General features: G+C 43.3%; 11 protein-coding genes. All 11 read right to left on the bottom strand.

Translation table 11 applies throughout. The features are described from left to right. Nucleotides 1-101: 101 nt before the first annotated feature. The gene (locus KTR07_RS23395; protein WP_008760880.1) at nt 102-1,337 is read right to left on the bottom strand and encodes a DUF4302 domain-containing protein; all 1,236 of its coding nucleotides are present in this window, start codon (nt 1,335-1,337) and stop codon (nt 102-104) included. Nucleotides 1,338-1,362: 25 nt separating this feature from the next. After that, the gene (locus tag KTR07_RS23400; RefSeq protein ID WP_011109041.1) at nt 1,363-2,889 is read right to left on the bottom strand and encodes a C2 family cysteine protease; all 1,527 of its coding nucleotides are present in this window, start codon (nt 2,887-2,889) and stop codon (nt 1,363-1,365) included. Nucleotides 2,890-2,946: 57 nt separating this feature from the next. Beyond that, the gene (locus KTR07_RS23405; protein WP_011109040.1) at nt 2,947-4,911 is read right to left on the bottom strand and encodes a RagB/SusD family nutrient uptake outer membrane protein; all 1,965 of its coding nucleotides are present in this window, start codon (nt 4,909-4,911) and stop codon (nt 2,947-2,949) included. A gap of 24 nt (nt 4,912-4,935) precedes the next feature. Continuing rightward, nucleotides 4,936-8,088, bottom strand: a complete 3,153-nt coding sequence (locus KTR07_RS23410) for a TonB-dependent receptor (RefSeq protein ID WP_008764197.1) — start codon at nt 8,086-8,088, stop codon at nt 4,936-4,938. 631 nt (nt 8,089-8,719) lie between these two features. Next, nucleotides 8,720-12,667 carry a helix-turn-helix domain-containing protein gene (locus KTR07_RS23415; protein WP_048694989.1) on the bottom strand — a complete coding sequence of 1,316 codons (3,948 nt, stop codon included), beginning with the start codon at nt 12,665-12,667 and terminating at the stop codon, nt 8,720-8,722. Between the two features lie 304 nt (nt 12,668-12,971). Next, nucleotides 12,972-14,363 (bottom strand): alpha-L-fucosidase, encoded by a 1,392-nt coding sequence (locus tag KTR07_RS23420; protein ID WP_008764196.1) that lies wholly within the window; start codon nt 14,361-14,363, stop codon nt 12,972-12,974. A gap of 78 nt (nt 14,364-14,441) precedes the next feature. Beyond that, nucleotides 14,442-15,797 carry a hypothetical protein gene (locus tag KTR07_RS23425; RefSeq protein WP_224200590.1) on the bottom strand — a complete coding sequence of 452 codons (1,356 nt, stop codon included), beginning with the start codon at nt 15,795-15,797 and terminating at the stop codon, nt 14,442-14,444. 24 nt (nt 15,798-15,821) lie between these two features. After that, nucleotides 15,822-17,177: a basic secretory protein-like protein gene (locus KTR07_RS23430; protein ID WP_008760873.1), complete on the bottom strand. Its 1,356-nt coding sequence runs from the start codon at nt 17,175-17,177 to the stop codon at nt 15,822-15,824. A 37-nt stretch (nt 17,178-17,214) separates the two neighbouring features. Beyond that, entirely contained in the window at nt 17,215-17,496 is a 282-nt protein-coding gene (locus tag KTR07_RS28535; protein ID WP_254306571.1) for a RagB/SusD family nutrient uptake outer membrane protein, read from the bottom strand. Nucleotides 17,497-17,546: 50 nt separating this feature from the next. Further along, the gene (locus KTR07_RS23435) at nt 17,547-19,148 is read right to left on the bottom strand and encodes a RagB/SusD family nutrient uptake outer membrane protein (RefSeq protein ID WP_254306572.1); all 1,602 of its coding nucleotides are present in this window, start codon (nt 19,146-19,148) and stop codon (nt 17,547-17,549) included. Between the two features lie 21 nt (nt 19,149-19,169). Beyond that, nucleotides 19,170-22,313, bottom strand: coding sequence for a TonB-dependent receptor (locus tag KTR07_RS23440; protein ID WP_008760872.1), 3,144 nt, complete (start codon nt 22,311-22,313; stop codon nt 19,170-19,172). Nucleotides 22,314-22,530: the final 217 nt, after the last annotated feature.

Genomic DNA, 22,530 nt, shown 5'->3' on the forward strand with positions numbered 1-22,530 from the left:
TATTTGTTGTGATTTAAAAGAAATAGAAACCAGACAGAGTTTAAATTACACTCCCATCGAGATTATGTTCTGTTTACTTTCTTGCTTTTTTCAAAGACTGGTTACTTCTTCATTCTAAACCAACGCTCGCCTGTAGCACTTAGCACATACACCATACTGTCGTTGTCATCATAACTCCAATAGAAGCCGTCTTCCGAAACACAGAAAGAGAGGAATTTACTGTAATCCTGCTGTACACGGTTATAATCAGCCGGATTATTATTCCATCCGAATAAATCATATGGTTCGCCCAAGCTGATGAATATACGACCAGTAGCATTATCTGCTGTCATAGTAACCGCAAAGCCAATATAAGATCCCATACCACTCCACGGACAAGCAATCAAATTCCTCGGATTACGATCATCAAACTCCACACCAGAGTGGAAGATTCCCTTAAAGTCTGCATGAATCTCATCCTGATCTACTATATGGGTCTTCCAACCATCTGCATACCATGCTGCAATATCAGAGGCTTTCCGAGTATCACATACAACATTAGCATTGTCAGTTTCAATTTCACCATTCAAATAGTTGTAATAGAGTTTATTTAAACTTATTCCATCTACCGTCACATTGCTACCCAAAGTCAACACTGCATTTTCATCATTCGTTGTATCAATTATCATCGGATACTCTGTGTGTTTTACCACACCGTTATCTATTGCAGAAATCTTCACTTTCCAATTATTGCTCTCGTCGCAAATAATCAAATAGTGTGCAAGGAAAGAAGAGGATGACCTACGAAATACACCATTATTCAACTCTCCCTTAAGCAAATCCATGGCCTGTGCTTTATTATAAGCAATAATGGCCAATCGTTTTCTCTCCTTAGCTTGTTGCAAAGCTGCAGTTGAGACCGGAGTCAAGATCATTTCTTTGCCATGCGTCTGTCCTACAGCTGTAATTTGTGAATCAGAATACCCCGTAATGACAAATGTCGTCTCCGAGTTTTCGTTCAAATATTGTAGCATTCCTCCATTCAGCAAGGTAAGCAACACCGCTTTTTCCCCCTGGAAATCCAGAGAATAATCTGTTCCAACCTCATTCTTCAACAACGTTTCGTCTGAATCCGATGCTACATTTCCTTCTTCATCAAACTGAAAGTAGAACGTTACTCCTTGATAAATCATTTTCCATCCGTCTGCCGCACACAGTAGTTCTTTTACCTCTGAAGGACGCAAGCGGTCTGCACTCATGTCACCTTCATGTTCCCAGTCTTTCCAAGGTTCCGTCATGCCACAACTATAAAAAACCAGGCAACACAACGACAACATTATATAAATAAGTTTCTTCATGATGTTTTTCTTTTAAGATTTGAAATTAGAAATTAGGTATATATCCTCCCAAGTCCGGTCCCACTCCATAATTCTTGGCTGCTCCCGGCGCACAAATACGTAAGTCAATCATCGGCGGAATCCGTCCGTCATCCTTCACTTTCATCACACCGTCAGTAGTACCTCCCCAAGGATTCCGCATCTTGAAAAGATGAGTATTATCATCCGGCAAGATAAACGTAAACGCATGCCCACTGGTCGTCTGCCAATTTTGATCTACCTGTTCACCGCTTCTTGTAAAACCACCGATCACCAGTCTACCCTGTTTGAGCGACACTTCCACCGCGCGTTGCAAGTCTTCGGCAATCAATGCATTTGCACCGAAACCTACACTTTCCCCGTCGCCGGTAAAGATAGCAGAAACATATTCAGTACCAATACCACCGACATTAGAACTACCTTGATAGATCTGATTCCACTTAATCATAGCCTTTTCGAGAATCGTAGCCCAAGTGACTTCTTTATTTCTGCCGCCTAAGGCACCTAAATCGCCACTATTACCGATAAAATAGTCGCCACCTACACCAACTGATATTTGTTTTCCTTTCGGGTCATACATAGTAACTGTGTATGTTTTGTCCATATTATCCTTGATAATGTGTTTTACGAAACGGGGATAGAGGTATGCCATCGAAGCAATCACCGCACAAGCACAGCAGTCACCTACCCAACGCTGATTTACATCAGACATCACAGGATTTCCATTTGGATAAATGGATACAACATTGAATGTATTCCAAGCCATCTTCGTCCCACCATCTCCAAATGGTTCAGGTTCTTCAGCAGGATCGGCAAGCCATTTCAAGTCTGCTGCCGTAGCTTCTCTGTCATTCTCATGCTGTCTGCCCATCGGAGTTATCGCACTAAACGTACTGGAACCTTTACTAGCAATCAAGTCGTTGATATTCTCCGTATATGAACGCATGGCCACCAGTTTCCATTCAGCTATCTGCGTGGCAGCACCACCATTGTTCGCTTCAACAGAAAGTCTGTAGTAACGATAGGAAGTTGCATTATCCACTTCATAGCTTTTCTCTTCTTTTCTCGCTGCAAAAAGTTGGTTTGTCTGCGCATCCAGTTCTGTCCACGTAGTATTATCATTAGAACCATAGAGTGTCCAATCTTTCGGGTCCATTTCGGGAGTATCGGCAGCCGAGGTCAACGAATAGGCAGTGACAGCCTTACTACTATTTCCATTCCAAGTGATGTTGAAACTACTATGATAAGTAACATACTTCGTGTCAGCATTATCGTCTACCAAACGTCTGATTTCCGAACCGACAGGAGCATCAGCATATTGCGCTATAATTGTACCACTGGAGGGCATATTCGTGTTACCCGAACCAAGTACATAAGAAACCGGAGCATCTTCGTTCGGACCTTCTCCTCCATTATCTCCTTCATCATCGTCGGACGAACATCCTGCCAGACAAAAGGGAATTAGCAGCACCAAAAGAAAAATGATTCTCTTCACTGCATTCACATCGCTACATCTTATTTGAGGTATCTTCATTGTTTTTCTTTTCATTAATTTCTTTCATTCATTCGCAGATCGGACATCCGGAGTATATTACTCCGTTGTCCATCCCAGATTTTGTACCATCTTCGGATTACGACGTACATCTTCGTCAGGAATCGGGAAGAGGTAATGTTTAGGCAAAAATGTACGTGTTTCTACTACTACCTTCTCAAAAAATGCAGGAGCATCCGAACGGAAAGCCATACCATGAATAGGTCCGCCTTCTCCACCTCTATGATATTTAGGATAAATCCAATCATCGCCTACAGCCATATCGGCTACTTTCCAACGACGTACATCAAAGAAATGATTCCATTCGAACATCAGCTCAACCAAACGTTCACGATGAATACGTTTGTCCACTCCGTCACGTGTATCTTCATAAGGAATGCATGCAAATCCATTATCGTCCTTAGTACCTACCGCACCATATCCAGGAATACCGGCACGGGCGCGTATCTTATTTACATACTTAATCGCTTCATTACGTTGGTCACAAGCGCTCAACGTTTCAGCATACCCCAAGTACATGTCTGCCAAACGAAGCAAAGTTGCACAATGCCTGTTAGCCCCGCTACGTCCTTCTTTTGAAGCCATTTTACGCATACCATAACCCGTGTAAGGGGCATCCCAATTGGCATTAGCATAACCGGAATTACCGTTATAAGTCAGTTCTGTGGTTATTTCTCCACGCGGAGTATCTGTCTTCAACCAAGTAGAACCATGGAATGTAATGTTCGTATAAAAACGCGGTTCGCGATTAGCCCATTGTTTCAATGTTTGATTCGAATTGCTCTTGAAGTAGGTTCTGGAAGGAACTACTTCGTCAGTATAGTCACTCGACCATCCCAAATATTCATTAGAAGGTACCCCCTCATATTCCTTATAGTTCGTATCGTCAACAATCCGGCGACCGTCTTTCATAAAGTACAAGTCCACCATTTCCTGAGGTACACCAAATCCCAGACCACCTCTCAAAGCACCATTATTATCATCGTACCCCTTGTGATAAGGCGTGGTTTCGTAAGCCCGGTAATCATGGTCTGCCAAGCGAATGAAAATCTGTTCTTTATTCTCTGTACCGTACAAAACTCCCGATGTCACTTTTCTATAAGATTCATAGAAATCAATCTTTCCATCGGCTGTCTTCTCCGTATATAAAGAGAAAGTGTTACCGTATTCATCAAAGAATTCTTTGTAAGCATCACGTGCAGCCTCCCATTTCGCTTTTTCCTGCGATTTATCTTGCGGAAAGAGTTGCTTGCCACTTTCCGGATTAACGATGGCGGCATAATCGGGATTACAATTGAATAGCGGACTTGCCGCATACAACAACATTTTCGCTTTGAAAGCTTTACATGCAGCTCTGTCTATACGTCCCAAATTGGATCCGTCATATCTATCAGGAAGCTCATTTGCCGCATCATCAAATTCCTTCGCCATAAAAGCCACACATTCATCTACCGTATTACGTTCTTTCAGCAGTTCAGCAGTAGAAATATCCAATGGAATTGGTTCTTCCCCCAAAATCACAAATGGGCCGTAGGAACGGAAAATCATGAAGTAATAGAAAGCACGCAAAGCTCTGGCTTGCGCTTTCCACTGTTTGCGTTGTGCGGCCGAAGCTTCCAAACAACGGTCTACATTCATGATAAATGTACTGGCACGAGAAATTCCTTTATAATACTCGATGTACCAAAAGTTTATCCATGAGGAACCTGCATAGGTGGCTCCGGAAGCCCATTCGCTACCATTATTTCCGTCCCATGAAAGCTTGCATTCCAACGAACCGGTTGTCCAGATCCCCGACATCGTATTCCTTGCAGAACGTTCTAATGTTTCATCGGGCACATAATTATACACATTATTCAAAAACTGTTCTGTCTTCGAGCGATTAGTAAACGTATCCTCCAAGTCATATTGTTCACCGGGGATTGCATCGAAGAAATCATTGCACGAACTAAGTCCGACCACCAAACACAGCGCCAAAGTTCCTATTTTAAATATATTTTTCATATCCTTCTTGCTAACTGATTATTATTAAAAACTTACATTCACACCTACTGAATAAGTACGTACATTAGGATAAGCAGTACCATTATTGGTATTCAACTCCGGATCCCATAATTTGAACTTAGAGAATGTCAATAGGTTGGTGCCCATCACATAAATACGCGCACTCTTCAGGAATGTTTGATTAATCAACTTCTTCGGGAGTTGGTAAGCAATAGTCAACTGTTTCAGACGCAGGAAACTGACATCTTTCTGCCACCATGTGCTGGTTTTCATATTATTTTGATTCGCATTGTTTCCATGATGCAAACGAGGATAGAATACATCCTGATTAGTCGGATTGTCAGCAGACCATCTGTCAGTAATGTTTGCAAACAAGTTCGTAATACCTGAACCATCATTAAAAGGATACATGGCATTTCCTCCCAAACAACGGTCTGCCTTGGCATTTCCGGCAAAGAGCGCACCGACAGAGAAATCACCTAATTGTAAATCTGCACCGAAACCATAATAAATCTTAGGTACGTCACCCTGACCTATCAGACATTTATCATAATCGTCAATTACTCCGTCACCATTTAAATCCTTATATTTGATATCACCCACTTTCGAAATCTGTCCCGGATGCCCTTCACCAAACTGCTTGGCATGGTCCATGATCTCTTCTTCACTAGTGAATAACCCTTCGGCGATCCATCCCCAACGTCCGTTCACGTTCGTTCCTCTTTTTTCCATCCACGGATACTGTACCCGGGGATCATCGTTCTCTATAATTTTATCTTCATTCCATGAGAAGTTACCACGGACAGTCAGGAAACATTTCTTACCGAGTTGCTGTGTATATTCCAATGTAGCTTCAAAACCCTTATTGTCTACCACTCCCAAATTAGCATAAGGCATTTCTACGAACCCGGAATAATCAGGAATAACGCGTCGGGTAATAAAGATGTCTTTACGATGTTCTTTAAAGATATCTAATGTCAGCGAAAGATTGTCTTTGAAAAATTTTAAGTCAACACCTAAGTCTTGCTTGCGGGAAGTAGACCAACCGACATTGGCTCCGTACTTGCTGAACCCCCAACCACCAACACCGTTATTCTGGTCGCCAAAACGATAACCATCTACGCTCGCCATCTGGTCTAGGTACATAAAACGCCGTCCTGTTACAGCATCCGTACCAACTAAGCCATCTGTATAACGCACTTTAAAGTAAGAAACAGTTTCTTGCAAAGATTCCCACCAAGCCTCATTAGAGATAGCCCAGCCAAGACCAAATGCAGGGAAGAAACCGAAACGTTTTTCTGGACTGAAGTTCTCGGAACCATTATACCCAAGGTTTGCCTCGAAAAAATAACGGTCGTTCCATGAGTAAGTAGCACGGGCGGCCAAGCCTTGTTGCTTATAGGGCAAAGAACCGATCAGATTATCAGAACTCGAACGGTAAATCTTTTGGTTATAAAGCAAAAGACCACCTATCCGATGCAAACCGAACGAACGGTCGTAATTTAAAGAAGCTTCAAAGTAAGTACTTCTAGAGTCGGAAGCGCCCTGGTCAAATGCAAGATCTTTATGTCCTGTATAGGTCAGTGCATACCGATAATTGCCATCTGCATCAAATACATCATCATTCCACAATCCGTTTTCGTCTTTAGTTCCGGCAAAATTGTAAGTATCTTCACGCTTGTTATACTTCAGGTCACGACTGTTATGCACGTCGAAAGCCAACATGGCAGAGGCGGTAAGCCCTTTACTCCACTTCCAGAAACCAAGGTCTTGCGTCAAACGAATGTTGGAGTTCAACTGATTTCTTGCTTCATTTTTGTAACCACGACGAGTCAAATCGGCATACGGGTTACGGAGGTCACCATTGGTAGAGATACCTGGTACAGAACCATCAGGCATCATTAACGGCAAATAGACCGGATTAATCTCCATAGCTGACGCAAACAAGTCACTGGTAGATTGCTGCGGATAGTTACCCATAGAAAGGAAACCATTGAAGCCCAAATCAATAGTAGTCGTTTCTGTTGGCTTCAAGTTCAAATTAGCGGTATAATTGTAGCGGTCGTAACGGATGTTAGCATCATAGTTCTCCATTTCAGCGGTACGTGTCAGACCTTTTTCATTATAATAACTCAATGAAACGTAGTAAGTGGCATTAGGTACCCCACCACGCACACTTACATTTACACGACGATTATGTCCCCAGTCATTGAATAATTCGTTCATCCAATCAACGTTCGGATACAAATAAGGATTGAACATCAGTGGATTATCATTCGGTAGTAATCCATGGGCTTTCTTCGTAGCCTCAATATATTGAGGAGAATATAACATACTGCCTCTAGTATCCATATACGCTTCATTGGCAGCATCCATATACGTAAAGGCATCCGCCATTTCAGGTTTCTTTGTCAATGTCACAAAACCTTCATAGTAGTCTACTGAGAATTGCGGCTTGCCCACCTTACCCGGTTTGGTTTTAATCAGAATTACACCATTAGCACCGCGTACTCCATATACAGCTGTGGCAGAAGCATCTTTCAGCACCGTAAACGACTCAATATCTTCAGGGTCGATATTATTGAAACTACGTTCCACACCATCCACCAATACCAGTGGTTTAGAGTTCTGACCCGCCAGTGTAGAAATACCACGGATCCAAAGATCGGAATCATCATGCCCCGGTTCTCCTGAACGTTGCACAGCTACTACACCCGGCAAACGTCCAGCAATAGCAGAAGATAAATTAGCTGTCGGCATCTTTATATCTTCTATTTTCATAGATGACTGCGCACCTACTACCGATACTTTACGTTGATGTCCGTAAGCCACAACTACCACTTCGTCCAGTGACGATACATCTTCTGCAAGAATTACGTCCAGCACTTTCTGTTTGCCTACTTTTACCTCTTGTGATTTATATCCTATATAGGATACGATAAGAATGGGATTGTTACTCGTCAGTTTCAGATTATACTGACCATTGGTGTCTGTTATGGTACCATTCGTAGTACCTTTTTCCTGAACGCTCACTCCAATGAGCAATTCGCCTTTTTCATCAGACACACGCCCTGTTACAGGAGTACCTTGTGCCCACACTACTGTACTAAATGTTAGCAGTAATGCCAATAGCCACAATGTCTTTGTGTGATGTTTTTCCATTTCAAACAAATTCATGTTACTTTGTTTTTTTTAATTAATACTAAGGTTATCAATCGCCTATATAATTCTTATAAGCGGAAGCAAATTAAAAACTTTTAATATTAAGAATATTCCGCAGAAGTGACAAAATTATGTCAAAATGAAAATGCTCATTTATAGAACAGAAAGGAGAAATAAAGCACATTATAAACATCTATATATCAACACATAGCATTCATTCACGCACAAACAGAGCACAAGTTTGCGCACATTGTATCAAGTTATAATAGCCGCCTTTTCGCCACTTTTATTAAAAAGTTTATTCGTAAGCAGTAATAAATAAAATCTATACAGACATGAATTCAAATATATCTGTCACCCCAAACGACCAAAGAACAGAAGGAATGAAGGAATCCCGAATCATTAACCGAAAGACTTTGAAAAACTAATTTCTTATCAGTCCAAATTCATTCGTTCTACTGTAGTTTCCCTTTCGTTCCACTATAGTTGGACGCAAGAAGCACTATAGTTCCTCTTGCGCCCAACTATAGTGGAACGAATAAATAAGGACCTCGAAAGACTTAATTATCCGGAATTACTGATCTAAGGATTCGGGTAATACATCCATAAAACTCAATTAGTAAAGAATAAGATAGTGGGGATAGCATTATCGGAGTTGCTCCCGATAATCTTTCGGCGTCATTCCGAATCGGCGGGTAAACTCTTTATAAAAATAGGAACGGCTGGAAATACCAACTTCAGCGATAACATCCTGAATAGAAAGTTCTTCATTCTGCAACAATCGTGCAGCCTTCTCCATCCGATAACTCTTTATCAAGTCACTGGGAGCCGCATTGGATATTTCTTTAAACTTGCGATAGAATTGACGCGGACTCATCGCCATACGGTCGGCAATTAAGGTTGATCCCAATTCTTCCTGGTCAAGATTTTGTTCTATCACTTGCAACAGTTTCCGGATAAAGTCCGCCTGTTCTTCTGTAGTACAAACAATGCGTCCGGCCCAGTCACCAAGCTCTTCCATATAAATCTGCTTTGCCTCCCGAGTACCGTAAATAGCTTTATTGACGGCTTCTTTCAAAAATATAATATCATAAGGAAGTACAATATATGAATCAGCCCACATAATCAATTCGCGCTGAATGGACGAACTTACTTTCCAACTTAACATTGGAATAAATGCCGTTTTCGAAAGTTGAGTACGATTCTTATTCACATATTCCAGGAAGTCACTCTCTGCTTTTGCATACATCAACATATCAACTAGTAACAAAGCAGGAGCCGATCTACGTATTTCTTCAAATGCAAGTTGTACACTTTTCACCGGACAAACAACAAATTCATCTGCTAAGAGATCACTTATCAGCCATACCATTTCATCCCTATCCTCCAGCAGAAGAACCGTTTTCTTCCCATGCTCTTCAGTCTCCTTGATGATAGCCGGTTCAAAGGCTAACGTCAATAAATGATCCTTTTCTCTGTCGGCATAGTGAAGCGTAACATTTAGCTGTCTCAAAGCCGCTTGCACAGAAAACAGTAATTGGCGGGTAGTTATCGCCTCTTCTGTTTCCTTACTATCTCTTCTTCCCTCTTCTTCCGAACCGGAAAGTTGCTTATATAATTCCTTCAGAGTATCATCTACAGCAGAGAACTGCAACAACATCCGTCCTTCCTCTTCCTTCACATCCACTACAATATCCGACTTATGTTTTACTCCGCCAATATAAAGGTAACACCAATAGAGCATACAGCGTAAAGCATTCTTATAAACAGGATAAACAAAGTGTTCTGGTATAGCAAGTTTTACAGAAGATATATCAACGCCCTGTCCTTCCAACACATGCAAGACTTCTATAGAGAGCTCTTTCATGCACATACAACCAGTAATCGCATATTCCGTAGGGAAAAATGACTTAAGTTCCTCTACAGCCAAAGTTCCCGAACGGAAAAGAGTTGCAATAACCGTCTCGTGTACCTGCTCCATAATTCTGAGACGCTGTTCATAAGGGAGATTTTCCGCACGCAACTGATCACAAGAGCGATAAATGGACGTAAAACGATTCAGTAACTCACGATTAAGACTGGCGGACTCCGGTAGAGCTTCATTGCTTTCTGCTGTCAACAGCCGCTGCATCATACGCTTCTGGAGAAAATATTTTCTTAATAAATGAATCAGATAACCGGCTATTAATATGAAAAACAGCAAGTAAATGACATAGGCTACCGTAGAAAGATACCAAGGCGGAAGAATGTACAAAGGGATAGAAAATACCTTATATTCCGTATTAAATACATCTTTCTTATAACGGACCTTTAAAACATAGCTACCCGAAGGTATTTCTAGATACGATGCTTCATTTATACTACTAAACGAGGTCCAGTCTTTATCAAATCCGTCCAGCATATAGGAGTACTCCACATCACCTCCAGTAAGAAAGTCTGGAACAACAAAAGAAAGGGAAAAAGAAGCCTTCGCTCCTTTAAAACTTAACGCTTTGCCACCATCGGTATAATAATCCCCCAGATTAACCTCCTTACGTCCAATCATTAGCTTACGCAATAATATGTTCGGATAGAATTCCGGAGCTGTCGCCACTTCCTTATCCAGATAAAGCAAACCGTCAATGCCTCCAAAGAAAAGACGTCCGGTATAAGGACATTGATAATAGGCATCATCACTAAACTCGCCCACCTGCACACCGGCGGCATAATAATAAGCATGCGAAGAAGTGTTTTTGGGATTATATTTAATAAGTCCACGATTAGTGCCAAGCCATAAAAAACCATTTGCATCCTCCAATATGCCATGAATCATATCATTAAGCAACCCTTGTTCTCTACCGATATAGGAGGCACTGATTTGTTCCTTATTAAAGGTCAAACACACTAGTCCCGATGTTGTTCCTACATACATCCTACCATCTTTAGCACGATGCAGGCTAAGTACATCATCAACAGATTTATGCAATATTTCTTTCAAAGAAATGACTTTATATTCTTCTGTCTGTTTATCAAATCGAATTAACCCTTTTTCCCGGCTTCCCAACCAAAGAATGGAATCTCCTTCAGCTAACATAGGATAAAACATGGTTATCTCTTTTTGTTCATAAAAGAAATGATAACGCTTTTGCGATTTGAGGTGAATCTCCCCTTGTTTCCTCTCCAATATCAATTTACGAAATCCGACCCCAGCCGTAACCGCATAGAGTACGCTGTCATTCTCTTCATAGATATCATGTATTTCGATAACAGGATCTGCAGACTTATCCTCAACACAATGCAAGGCTTTATCTGCAAAAGAATAATAAAACAGTCCGGGATTACCCGATCCTACCCAAAAGCCATCCATATAACGGCTTTGTTTTAATGAGTATGCTTGAAACTCTCTATTCCAACGGGTATAAGATGAGGCATCCTGCCTGCCTACTGGAGAGTAAACTGTAGTAGCAGAAGCATCCATACCACCTTCATAATCATGTACATGCAAAAGTCCATCTCCTTTCGTACCAAACCATAATCCGCCATATTTGTCTGTCATGACAGAACGTACCTGCCGACTTAGATTGGATGATAGTTTGCTAAGCATCAGATTAGTGGCTATCGAGTACTTCTTAGCGTACATGACAGCTCCCTGCCCATCAGAAGCTACCCAAAGAATATTCTGATGAGGATCGCGGAAAATATCATATATACGTACATTACGGTCCACCACTTCTTCTTCATATTTTTTCGAGGTGCGCAAACGTACTAAACCATTGGTTTGAAAAGCAATTATAATGTCTTCATAAAAAGGAACAATTCCCACAACTTTCCCATATCGTTGCACCAACGAAGAAAGGTTACGAATATAGATTTTAGACCTTCTGGAAATATCATATACATAAAGATCCCGCTCTGCATCCACAAAACAGAGAATGCCATTCTGATAAAATACATTATCGATAGGTTTTGCATGAAAATCAGAAGATGAAACAGTAGGATGGACAGACAATGTATCCCGGTCAAAGCCATCTAATGAACATTGAATCAGACTACCTGTATTCCGTGGAAAAGTCCATAAGACACCATCATCCGTGACAAAAGCACGCTGATCCATATTCTCGACAGGAGTCTCTATATTTTTGAGATGGACAAACTTTTTATGATAAGTATTATAATAAAAGATTCCTTCATCGCTTACTACCCAAGTATCTCCTTTCGGATTGGAATGCAGATAATAATCACCTGTAAAATCATAATATCCCACTACCTGACGCGAATCTTGCGAAAAACGATTAACTCCCAAATGTGTAGTAATCCACAAACAACTGCTATCTGCCTGCTGAATAGAATGAATGACATTGTTACTCAACGTCTTTTTCATTGAGAAATCAGAACGAAAGACCTCGATACCTTTCCCATCATAACAATTCACGCCATCATAAGTGCCAAACCACATCAGCCCTGCTTTATCCTGATAGAGGCAAAGCACAGCACTATTAGAAAGCCCTTGTTGATAATCGACTTTCCGAAAAAGATAAGCATCTTTACCCGCATCAGCCCAACAGACCAACGAACCAATAAATGTAAAAAGGCATAATATCAGACATCTTCTCATTATATTAATAGCAAGTGTTATTGTTCATGTCTTATTAGATAAAGCGGGAACAAATATACTAAATATAATATAAATGAGACATTAATAAGTAAGAAAAGTAACAAAAGCCATCGGATAGACCATTAGAAAGCTGATACAAATGTTTGGCCTAAATCCAAATATTATTCTACACGCAATTCCCACAAAAAGGGAAGTACGGACGTACGATAAAGAGTTGGATGAAATAGAATCACCATCAAAAAACACGACTTTACCTGATGGTGATTCTATATAAAATCAATGATTTAACTCTAAGATAAATTCATCATCTTCTCTCACAATATACCCCGAACTCTGCAATGGAGGTAGTACCATTAGAGTTTAAGACAGTCATTCGTACCGCATCTCCCCAAACCGTATCGAAACGGTGGATTTTCACACGCAGACCGGTAGGAGCCTTACCTTCGTAAAGGGGTTTCCATGTACCACCCGCACGGTATTCCAGACGGTATTCCTGCAAACGGTCATTGTTACGATCCGTAATAACCACCATATTGAAAGATTTCTCGCGCTCAAAAGTAACCGAATACCAGGGCACTTTCACTTCAGGATTAGAATTCCAGCAGGTCCCGAAATCATCGTCATTGGCAAAGTCCATGATAGCATAGTCACTGCTCCATGTACCTTCGGCAGGCTGATATTTGGCAATGTTGGAAGATATAATAGGAGCATCCGCTTCGGGAACCGTTGCTACACGACCGTCGTTCTTCCACAGTTTACCTATTTCCTTCAGAGCTTTCAAGGCGTTGGCATCCATCAAGCCGTCTCTGTTGGGAGCTACGTTCAGGATAAAGTTACAGTAGGATTTGCCCATCGGGATGATATTATCATTGACCATTTGTGCCGGAGACTTCACAGGGGTAGTCGGGAAACTTTCTTTCCAGAACCAGTTCTGCTGTAACGGCAGGCAAGACAAGGCAGGCAGACGGTTGGTATCTTTCGAGATATGCTGTCCGGCTCCTTGTTCGTAAGACTTGATGTCCGTGTAAAACAAAGCCTCGGCAGGATATTTCGCTGCATTCAAATCCATCACCAGACAGTTGGGCTGGATTGATTTGACCAGACGATAAATATCTTCAAAAGGTACGTCATCGTAAGAGATACGTGACCACGGGGCATCCCAACCGTCAATGATCAAAGCTGTTATTTCACCATAGTTGGTCAACAGTTCGCGAAGTTGCTCCTTGATCATTTCGATATGCTGCGGAGTTATACACTTGGGACGCAGCCGGGCATGCGTATCGAGGATCGAATAATAGAGCATCACTTTCATCCCTTCGGCACGGAATGCGTCGGCATATTCTTTTACCACGTCACGTTTGAACGGGCTGCTCATTACACTATAATCGGTCGTTTTAGTATCCCATATACAGAAACCGCTATGATGTTTCGTTGTCAGACATCCGTAGGTCATGTTGGCTGATTTTGCCGCTTTTGCCCATTGTTTGCAGTCCATCCTGACAGGGTTGAAAAGCTCGGGAGCAGCATCCGGGTCCGGCCAGTCCTCATTAAAGAAGGTCGGCATGTTGAAATGAATGAACATACCACAGCGTAAATCAACGAATTCCTGTTGCAGCTGGTGCAACGACTTAGTTTGAGCATTCAGGCATAACACCGAAGTTACACCCAGGATCATCAGTAAAAACAGTCTTTTCATCATCTATTCATTTATTAATTATTAATTAGTTAAGTACGTTAGCATCATTAGCTTATACTATCTTATTCACATTCATTCTCAGTCTCTCTGATACTTCATCCACATTCCACCTTTCGAAGTGGCTTCCGTATCGGGACACAAAAGATAGATGTAGAATTTATCTCCTGCACTCTGACGGTCGTGACGAACAACAAAAAGCCCTTTCTCATTGAACCAGGTATCTATCAGGTCTTTACAGTAGGCATTTATCTCAGCTACTTCAGTCGCGTTAAGAGTACCGCCGCCGCAAGTCTGTCCGCTGCCGGATATGTTCTTAAACAAGACACGGTCTTTATCGGAATTATTCATCAGGATGCTTGCTCCTTCTTCACTGCTCGGGAAAGCGAGGTTTGCAAACCACCATGTCCAGATAACGAGCGGTCTTTGCTTCGCGCTTCCACTCCATCCGAAATCATAGCTCATGGCATTTATATCGGCGATTGTTCCACCGGAGCTTGTAGCCTGTCCGCCTGTTCCCGCCCATATTTCATCGCAAGCGGCACCATGATCCTGCGCTTTTCCGAGTGTGAATTTTCCTCCGGAAGTCACATAGTCGAAGTCATTGACCGCTCCCTTGTTGGAGGTCAGGGTTACATTTGACATACCGTCTACCGCCACCGCATCACCGGTGCAATCAATGGCTTTGAAGGCATAAGTGGCTCCGTTCACCGATTTAATCTGTTCTACCGGCGTGTCCAGTTTGAAGATTTGCCCTTCTTTCGTCAGTTTAGATTCATAATATTGCGTATGGCCGTTCGCATCGCTTCCATCCTTGTTTTCAATCGTTATTACCTTGACAGAAAGATCATTGACACCATTCAGTACCAAGCCATAATAACCGATAAAATTGCCGGAAGCGTCACAGATGGACTGATTATCCAATAAGTTTTTCTCAAAGAGTTCGGTAAAGTCCGCTTTTGAAGCAACTTTACCATCGATGTATGCCTGTGTAGTCGGCTGCAGTTCAATGGTATTGCCGGTAGATTCACCGTATAAGTTCAGTTGTGGCGCCTCTCCTTCTGCCGGAATCTCTGATACGACAAACTTGGTATCTGCAAATTCACTACCCAGGTTTTGCAGATGGACATCGCAATTCTCAATATCCAGTGCCACTTCCTTGCCTTTGGCAGAGAATGATGTTTTTCCTTCTACCGCCATCTCCAGAAAGTCCGAATCCAGTGTCACTGTTCCGTCTTCATGAAACTGGAAGTAAAACTCGTGCCCCTGATAGTCAGCTTTCCAACAGCCATCAGCTGTGCCATACAATATTTCTTTAACGGAGGAAGCCTTCAGACGGTCACCATCTCCGTAGCCCACGTCATTCAAATCCAAGGTATTGCAACTCCAAAAGCTCGTGCACAGCACAGCTAATGCAAATAATACTTTCTTCATCATAGTTGTTTTTTAAAGGTTGCTCTATTAGTTATTTTGCAGGAACACTTCCACCTCTGTCTTGTATTCGTTCCAGAGTTCTTCCATCGTAAGGTCCGGGTAGCTCTCCTTCAGGATATACTTCACCGCATCCTCCAGGCTCCACTGGTTGGTCAGTTCGTCCATCAGCACCGTCCACGGCAACATACGTACGAAGTCGCCATTATAAAGACGCAGCCAACTCATAAAAGCACCGGAAGTATTATAGTCAACCTGCCAGACAAAGTATTTATCACTCTGCGGATTCCGGTAAGACTTGGCGATAGCAGCCTGATATTCTTCTTTTTGCGTAGCCAGAATATATCCTTTGCTCGCTACTTTCACAGCGTCCGGCCATCCTTCCTGATATCCCTGCCGGTCACAATCCTGCACACCTTCCATGATATATTTTCCTTGTTTGGGCATCCACTGCACGCAGTGTCCCATCTCGTGCATAAACACATGCTGCATGTCCGGCAGTTTCCACCACGCATCGTTCGGATTGCTTTCCGAAGCCGGATAAACAATACCTCTTCCTTCGTTATGGGTGGGGTAATCTATCGCATACGCTCCTCCGGTCTGGTCTTTCTTGATAAAGACACGCAGTTTGCTGTAAGGGTCGAAAGCCAGATTATAGGGGTCGAATGACATAGCCGCACAATCCATATAATACCATTTCCGGAACTCTTCCTGAGTAGCAGCCTCATCTCCGTTACCTATCAGATTATACAATGCAGAAACGGGACGTATCTCCGAATCACTCTCAAAGGAAATCTGAACTTGTGTCGCCTGGCTGGTTTTAAAATACTGCCAGGCAGCATAGTTCATATCCACTTGAAGTTCATACTTATCCGCCTGATCGCTCAGATTCGTCCAGTCACTTGTCTGCCGGGCACCGTCGGCATCTTTGTAGATAGAACGGAAACGAAGTTCCTCTACACCGTAACGGTCTGTAACCACTACTGTACGATATTTACTCAGACGCAGAGTGGTCGGCTCGTTGCCATAATCCCGCCTTTTCACAGTCAGGTTGCCAAAATCACCGACATTCGGGATCATGACGCGCTTTATCTTTTTGCCGGAGAGCAGGGAGTTGAATTCTACTTCCACTCCCACATATTCATCTCTCTTTTCCCAGCCAGAGTTACTGCCGTCCCACGTGAGGTAAAGTTCATTCAGCACCTCATCATATTTCGCCTCTTTGAGAGGGGCAGCCGCATATCCGGCTACGGTATTCCCGTCTTTCAGTACAGGCTGATAATCTTTATAGATGTCAGGAGTTGCGAAGCTGTCTTCCTCACCGTAGCAGGCAGCCAGTGTCAGTGAGACAAACAACCCGAAAGCTATATCTTTCCAATGTTTCATAATCTTCTTGTTTAAGCGTTATTGTTCGAATATCGTATTACCATCCTAAGTTTTGTACCAGTGACGGGATACGACGGAGGTCATCATAAGGTATCGGCATGAAATATTGCTTTTTCGTAAATGCTACACGAGTCTCAAAAGAGGTCCTTTCGAAGAATGCCGGATAATCCTTGTCCATATTCATACCGTATACTTTGCCTCCTTCGCCTCCGGTGTGATATGCCGGATAGATCCAATGTTCGGGATCATTCTGTCCTTCCGCCACTTTCCAGCGACGCACATCGAAATAGCGGTTCCATTCGAAGACTAGTTCAACCAAACGTTCGCGGCGGATACGGTTCAGCAGATCGGTCTGTGTCTTCGGACAGGTTATTTGCCGGCTGTTGCGGTAAATGTATATTCGGGGATGCCTGCACGGACACGGATTTTATTCAGATAAGTCAGGGCATTGTCGAGATCGCTGCACATACAAAGTGCTTCGGCATATCCCAAATACATATCTGCCAGACGAAGTACCGGAGAGAAGTGTTTCGAGCCGTTGTTGTTAGAAGCTTTCGCACCCCGACGGATCAAGTATCCCGAATCCGGACAGTCGCCGGAGGCTTTGGACTTGCCGCAGGTTCCGTTTGCACCGTTGGTGAAGTCTGTGCGCATTTCCTCATTGTACTTACCTTCGTTCAGCCAGATAGAGCCGCTATAGGTAATATTCACATAAAAGCGCGGTTCACGGTCTTTCCACTGTTTCAGCACTTTGGACTTATCGGCGTCAAAGTAAAGACGGGAAGGGTTATTGGGGTCATAATATCTTCCGGATGTGAAGTTGTTGGCGCTCGGTATGCCCTCGAATTTGTCATAGCCGGGATCTTCTTCGATGGTCAGTCCGTCTTTCGTAAAGAACAGGTCTACCGTTTCCTGTGTTGTATAATAGCCACCGCCGCCAGTCACATCGGTATCCTGGAAGTCGGTAAACTTAGGGCATACCCAGTAGGTATAGTCGTACAAATCTCTCAGTTTCACAAAAATCAGTTCATCAACAGCTTCCCAGGTTGTGGTGAAAAACTCGCCCGCAGCCCTGCACGAAGCATAAGGGTCTAGTTTTCCATTCGTATAGACCTCGGTCAGCTTGTATCCCTGTCCGGTTGCGAAGGTCATAAACCGTTCATATGCATCGCGTGCCTGAGCCCATTTGGAGTTATCTTCGGTCTGAGGGAAAAGTTGTTTGCCGTCTTTATTCTTGACTGACGCCTGATCCGTATTTCCGTTGAAAAGCGGACTTGCCCAATAGAGGTACAGCTTTGCCTTGAGTGCCATACAAGTGGCGACATCCATACGTCCCAGGTTTGCCTTTCCGGCTCTCTGGAGCAAATCGCCGGAATCAATGGCGCTCTGCAATTCCGTAGCAATGAAGTTTACGCATTCATCTACCGAATTACGTTCTTTAATCAGTTCTTCCAAGGAAGCGTCCAAAGGAATGGGATCTTCGCCAATCAACGGAATGGGACCGTAAAGGCGCAGCAATTCAAAATAATAGTATGCCCGCAATGCACGTGCTTCCGATTTCCACTTTCCACGTGTAGAGGCGGCGGCTTCTGTACATTTATCTACGTTCTGGATGAACGTACTTGCTTTGGCTATTGCCTGATAGTACTTTGAAAAGTATTCACTTGCCTGAGCTGAAGCGGAGTTAAAGGAGCCGTTGGTCCATTCCGCATACGTTTTGTTCCAGCGGTTTGCTCCGTCCAACGATGCTTCCGTAAAGATACCTCCGTAGGTGTTCGGATGAATGGCATCTGTCACTTCACGCACGTAGCTGTATACATTGTTCAGATATTCTTCCGTCCTTTGCTTGGAGGCAAACGTTTCGTCCAGTCCAAACTGCACACCGGGAATCGGTTCAAAGAAATCACTGCAAGCAGTCAGTCCGACACACATCGATGCAGCCAACAGGTATTGTTTTATTCTATTCTTCATAACGATTATTTGACTTTAGGGTTAAAAACTAAACTTGACTCCGACCGAATAGCTGGATACATTCGGATAAGCTGTTCCATTACTTGAGTTCAGCTCCGGATCCCACAGCTTGAAGTTAGAGAAGGTAAGCAGATTCGTACCCATGAGGTAGACGCTTGCACTTTTGAGGAAACATCTGTCCAGCAGCTTTTTCGGTATATTATAGGATATGTTCAGTTGCTTCAGACGCAGGAAGCTGACGTCTTTCACCCACCACGAACTTTTCTGAACATTATTCGTGTTGGCGTCACTGCCGACATACATGCGCGGATAGAACACATCTTGATTGGTCGGATCGTCGGGACTCCAGCGGTCGTGGATGTTGGCAAAGACATTGTCACGGCCTTCGTCATCCCAGAAAGGCTTGATACAAATGCCGTCCAGATAGCGGTCGGCCTGTCCGGTTCCCTGAAACAGGGCGCTGATAGAAAAGTCTCCGATCTGTAGGTCAGCACCGAATCCGTAATAGATTCTGGGGACATCACCGCGTCCGATGACGGTCTTGTCATAGTTGTCGATCACCCCGTCTCCGTTCAAGTCACGGTATTTGATATCGCCTACATGTACTGTCCCGAACTGGGTAGCATGGTCTTCAATCTCCGCCTGACTGGTAAAGAGCCCATCGGCTATGAATCCCCAAGTCGCATTTACATTCGTACCGCGTGTCTCCATCCAAGGATAGTCTACCGGCGGTTCGTCGTTCTCTATAATCTTGTCTTTATTGAAAGTCAGATTGCCACGTACCGTAAGGAATGTCTTCTTACCCAGCCGTTGTGTATAGTCCATCGCCAGCTCTATACCTTTATTTTCTACGACACCCAGATTAGCATAAGGGTTTTCGATCCATCCGGCGTAGCTGGGGATTGTACTGCGTTGCAGGAAGATGTTGTCGCGACGTTCCTTGAAAAAGTCGACTACAAAGGACAGATTATCATTCAGGAACTTGATATCGATACCCAAGTCTTGCTTTCTGGATTTAGACCAAGTGACATTCACACCATACTTTTCTTCTCCATAACCGTTGGCACTTGTATAATTGGTTCCGAACATGGTTCCTGTCAGACCGGTGAACACCCCCTGATACATGAAGCGTCTGCCTGTTGCGGTATCACTGCCGACCCATCCGTCCGTATAGCGGAATTTGAGGAAGGAAATGTATTTGCGGACCGGATTCCAGAAAGATTCATTGGAGACTGCCCATCCCAGACCAAAAGCAGGGAAGACACCATAACGCTTGCCCGGACTGAAGTTCTCCGAACCATTGATACCGAGATTGAATTCTGCGAAGTAACGGTCGTTCCATGAATAAGTAGCACGTCCGGCAAAACCGCGTTGCTTGTAAGGCATACCGCCAATGACATCCGTCGCATTCAAATCCCAATATACTTTCTGATTGTAAAGCAACAGACCTCCTACCCGATGAGCACCGAAACTACGATCATAGTTCAAGGATGCTTCTGTATACACCGTGCGGCTGCTCCATTGCTCCGGTGTCTGAAGTGACAGGCTACCATCCGCTTCTTTCAGCACCGAGTAGAGGTAATCGCCTGTTTCTTCATCAAACAAGGTGTCTTCTATCCAGATTCCGTTTTCATCCGTTTTACCGGCAAAGGTGTACATCGGTTCATTCCGGTTATACTTTCTCTTACGTGAATTGTAAGTATCGAAAGCTACCATGGCAGAAGCGGAAAGTCCTTTGCTCCACTTCCAGAAATCCAAGTCCTGCTTCACGCGGATATTAGAATTTAACTGGCTGGAAAATTCATCATAATAACCTCCGCGAGCCAGCAGACCGTAAGGGTTGAACTTTTGCTGTGAGTTGATACCGGACACGGTACCGTTGGGCAGCAACAAAGGATAAATAACCGGATTCACATCCATACAGGCTGCGTACAGCGAACTGGTGCTGCTCTGCGGATAGTGTCCCTGTCCCAGATAACCGGAAAAACCCAGATCAACCGTCGTCTTGGAAGTCGGCTTCAGATTCAGGTTGGAGGTGAAGTTATAACGGTCATACTTCATCTGAGTATTGTAGTTCTCCAGCTTGAAGTTGCGGGTCATACCGGTTTCTCCGTAGTAACTCAATGAAGCATAATAGTTTGCATTAGGTACACCACCACGGATATTAATATTCCCGCGACGGTTGTGTCCCCAGTCATTGAACAGGTTATCTGCCCAGTCGATGGCCGGATACAGGTAAGGATTATACAATCGGGGATTGTCATTCGGCAATAAACCGTTGGCCTTCTTTGTCGCTTCAATATAAGCAGCCGAATATTTAAGTGTACCGCTTGTATTCATCTGCGCCTCGTTGCGTGCATCCATGTAAGTGTAGGCATCTGCCATATCTACTTTCTTGGTCAGGCGGGTAAAACTTTCGTAATAGTCCACACTAAACTGCGGTTTGCCTACTTTACCGGGTTTGGTTTTCACAATCACGACTCCGTTGGCACCACGTACACCATATACTGCAGTTGCGGAAGCGTCTTTCAGCACTGTAAACGATTCGATATCTTCAGGGTCGATATTGTTGAAACTACGTTCTACCCCATCAACGAGCACAAGGGGACTGGAACTCTGTCCGAGCAAGGAAGATAAACCACGAATCCAGATATCCGATTCATCGTGACCGGGTTCGCCGCTACGCTGAACGGCAACCACCCCGGCAATGCGTCCGGAAATAGCAGAAGACAGACTTGCAGCAGGCATCTTAATGTCTTTCACATCCATCGTAGACTGAGCGCCTACCACGGATACTTTACGCTGATTGCCGTAACCCACTACTACCACTTCATCCAGTGACGACACATCTTCCACCAAAACGACATCTACGATTTTTTGCTTTGCTACCTTTACCTCTTGCGGCTTATATCCTATATAAGATATGAGCAGAATAGGATTCCCTGTTGAAAGCTTCAAGGTATACTGACCATTCATATCGGTAATGGTACCATTCGTTGTACCTTTTTCCTGAACACTCACCCCTATGAGCAGTTCTCCTTTTTCATCAGAGACACGGCCTGTGACGGAACTTCCTTGCGCCCATACTGTTACACTACACGTAAGTAACAATAGCAGTAGCCATAATGACCTGATGCGATGTTTTTTCATTCCAAACAAATTCATACTACTTGTTTTTAATTAATAATAATAAGGTTACCAAATACGTTTAATACGTTGACGCAAATTAAAGGAATAACCAAAGAAATGAGATACTCCTGTGCGCCAAAAAACAGAGAAGAGAAAAAATGTCTGTTTAAAGTACAGATGGTAAAATAGAGTACTGGATAATACCCTATATATCAGAATAATAAATAATGGAAAACAAAAGAGAGTACAAAGG

The sequence above is a fragment of the Bacteroides sp. MSK.20.82 genome, from assembly GCF_019052485.1.
GTDB classification, from domain to species: domain Bacteria; phylum Bacteroidota; class Bacteroidia; order Bacteroidales; family Bacteroidaceae; genus Bacteroides; species Bacteroides thetaiotaomicron.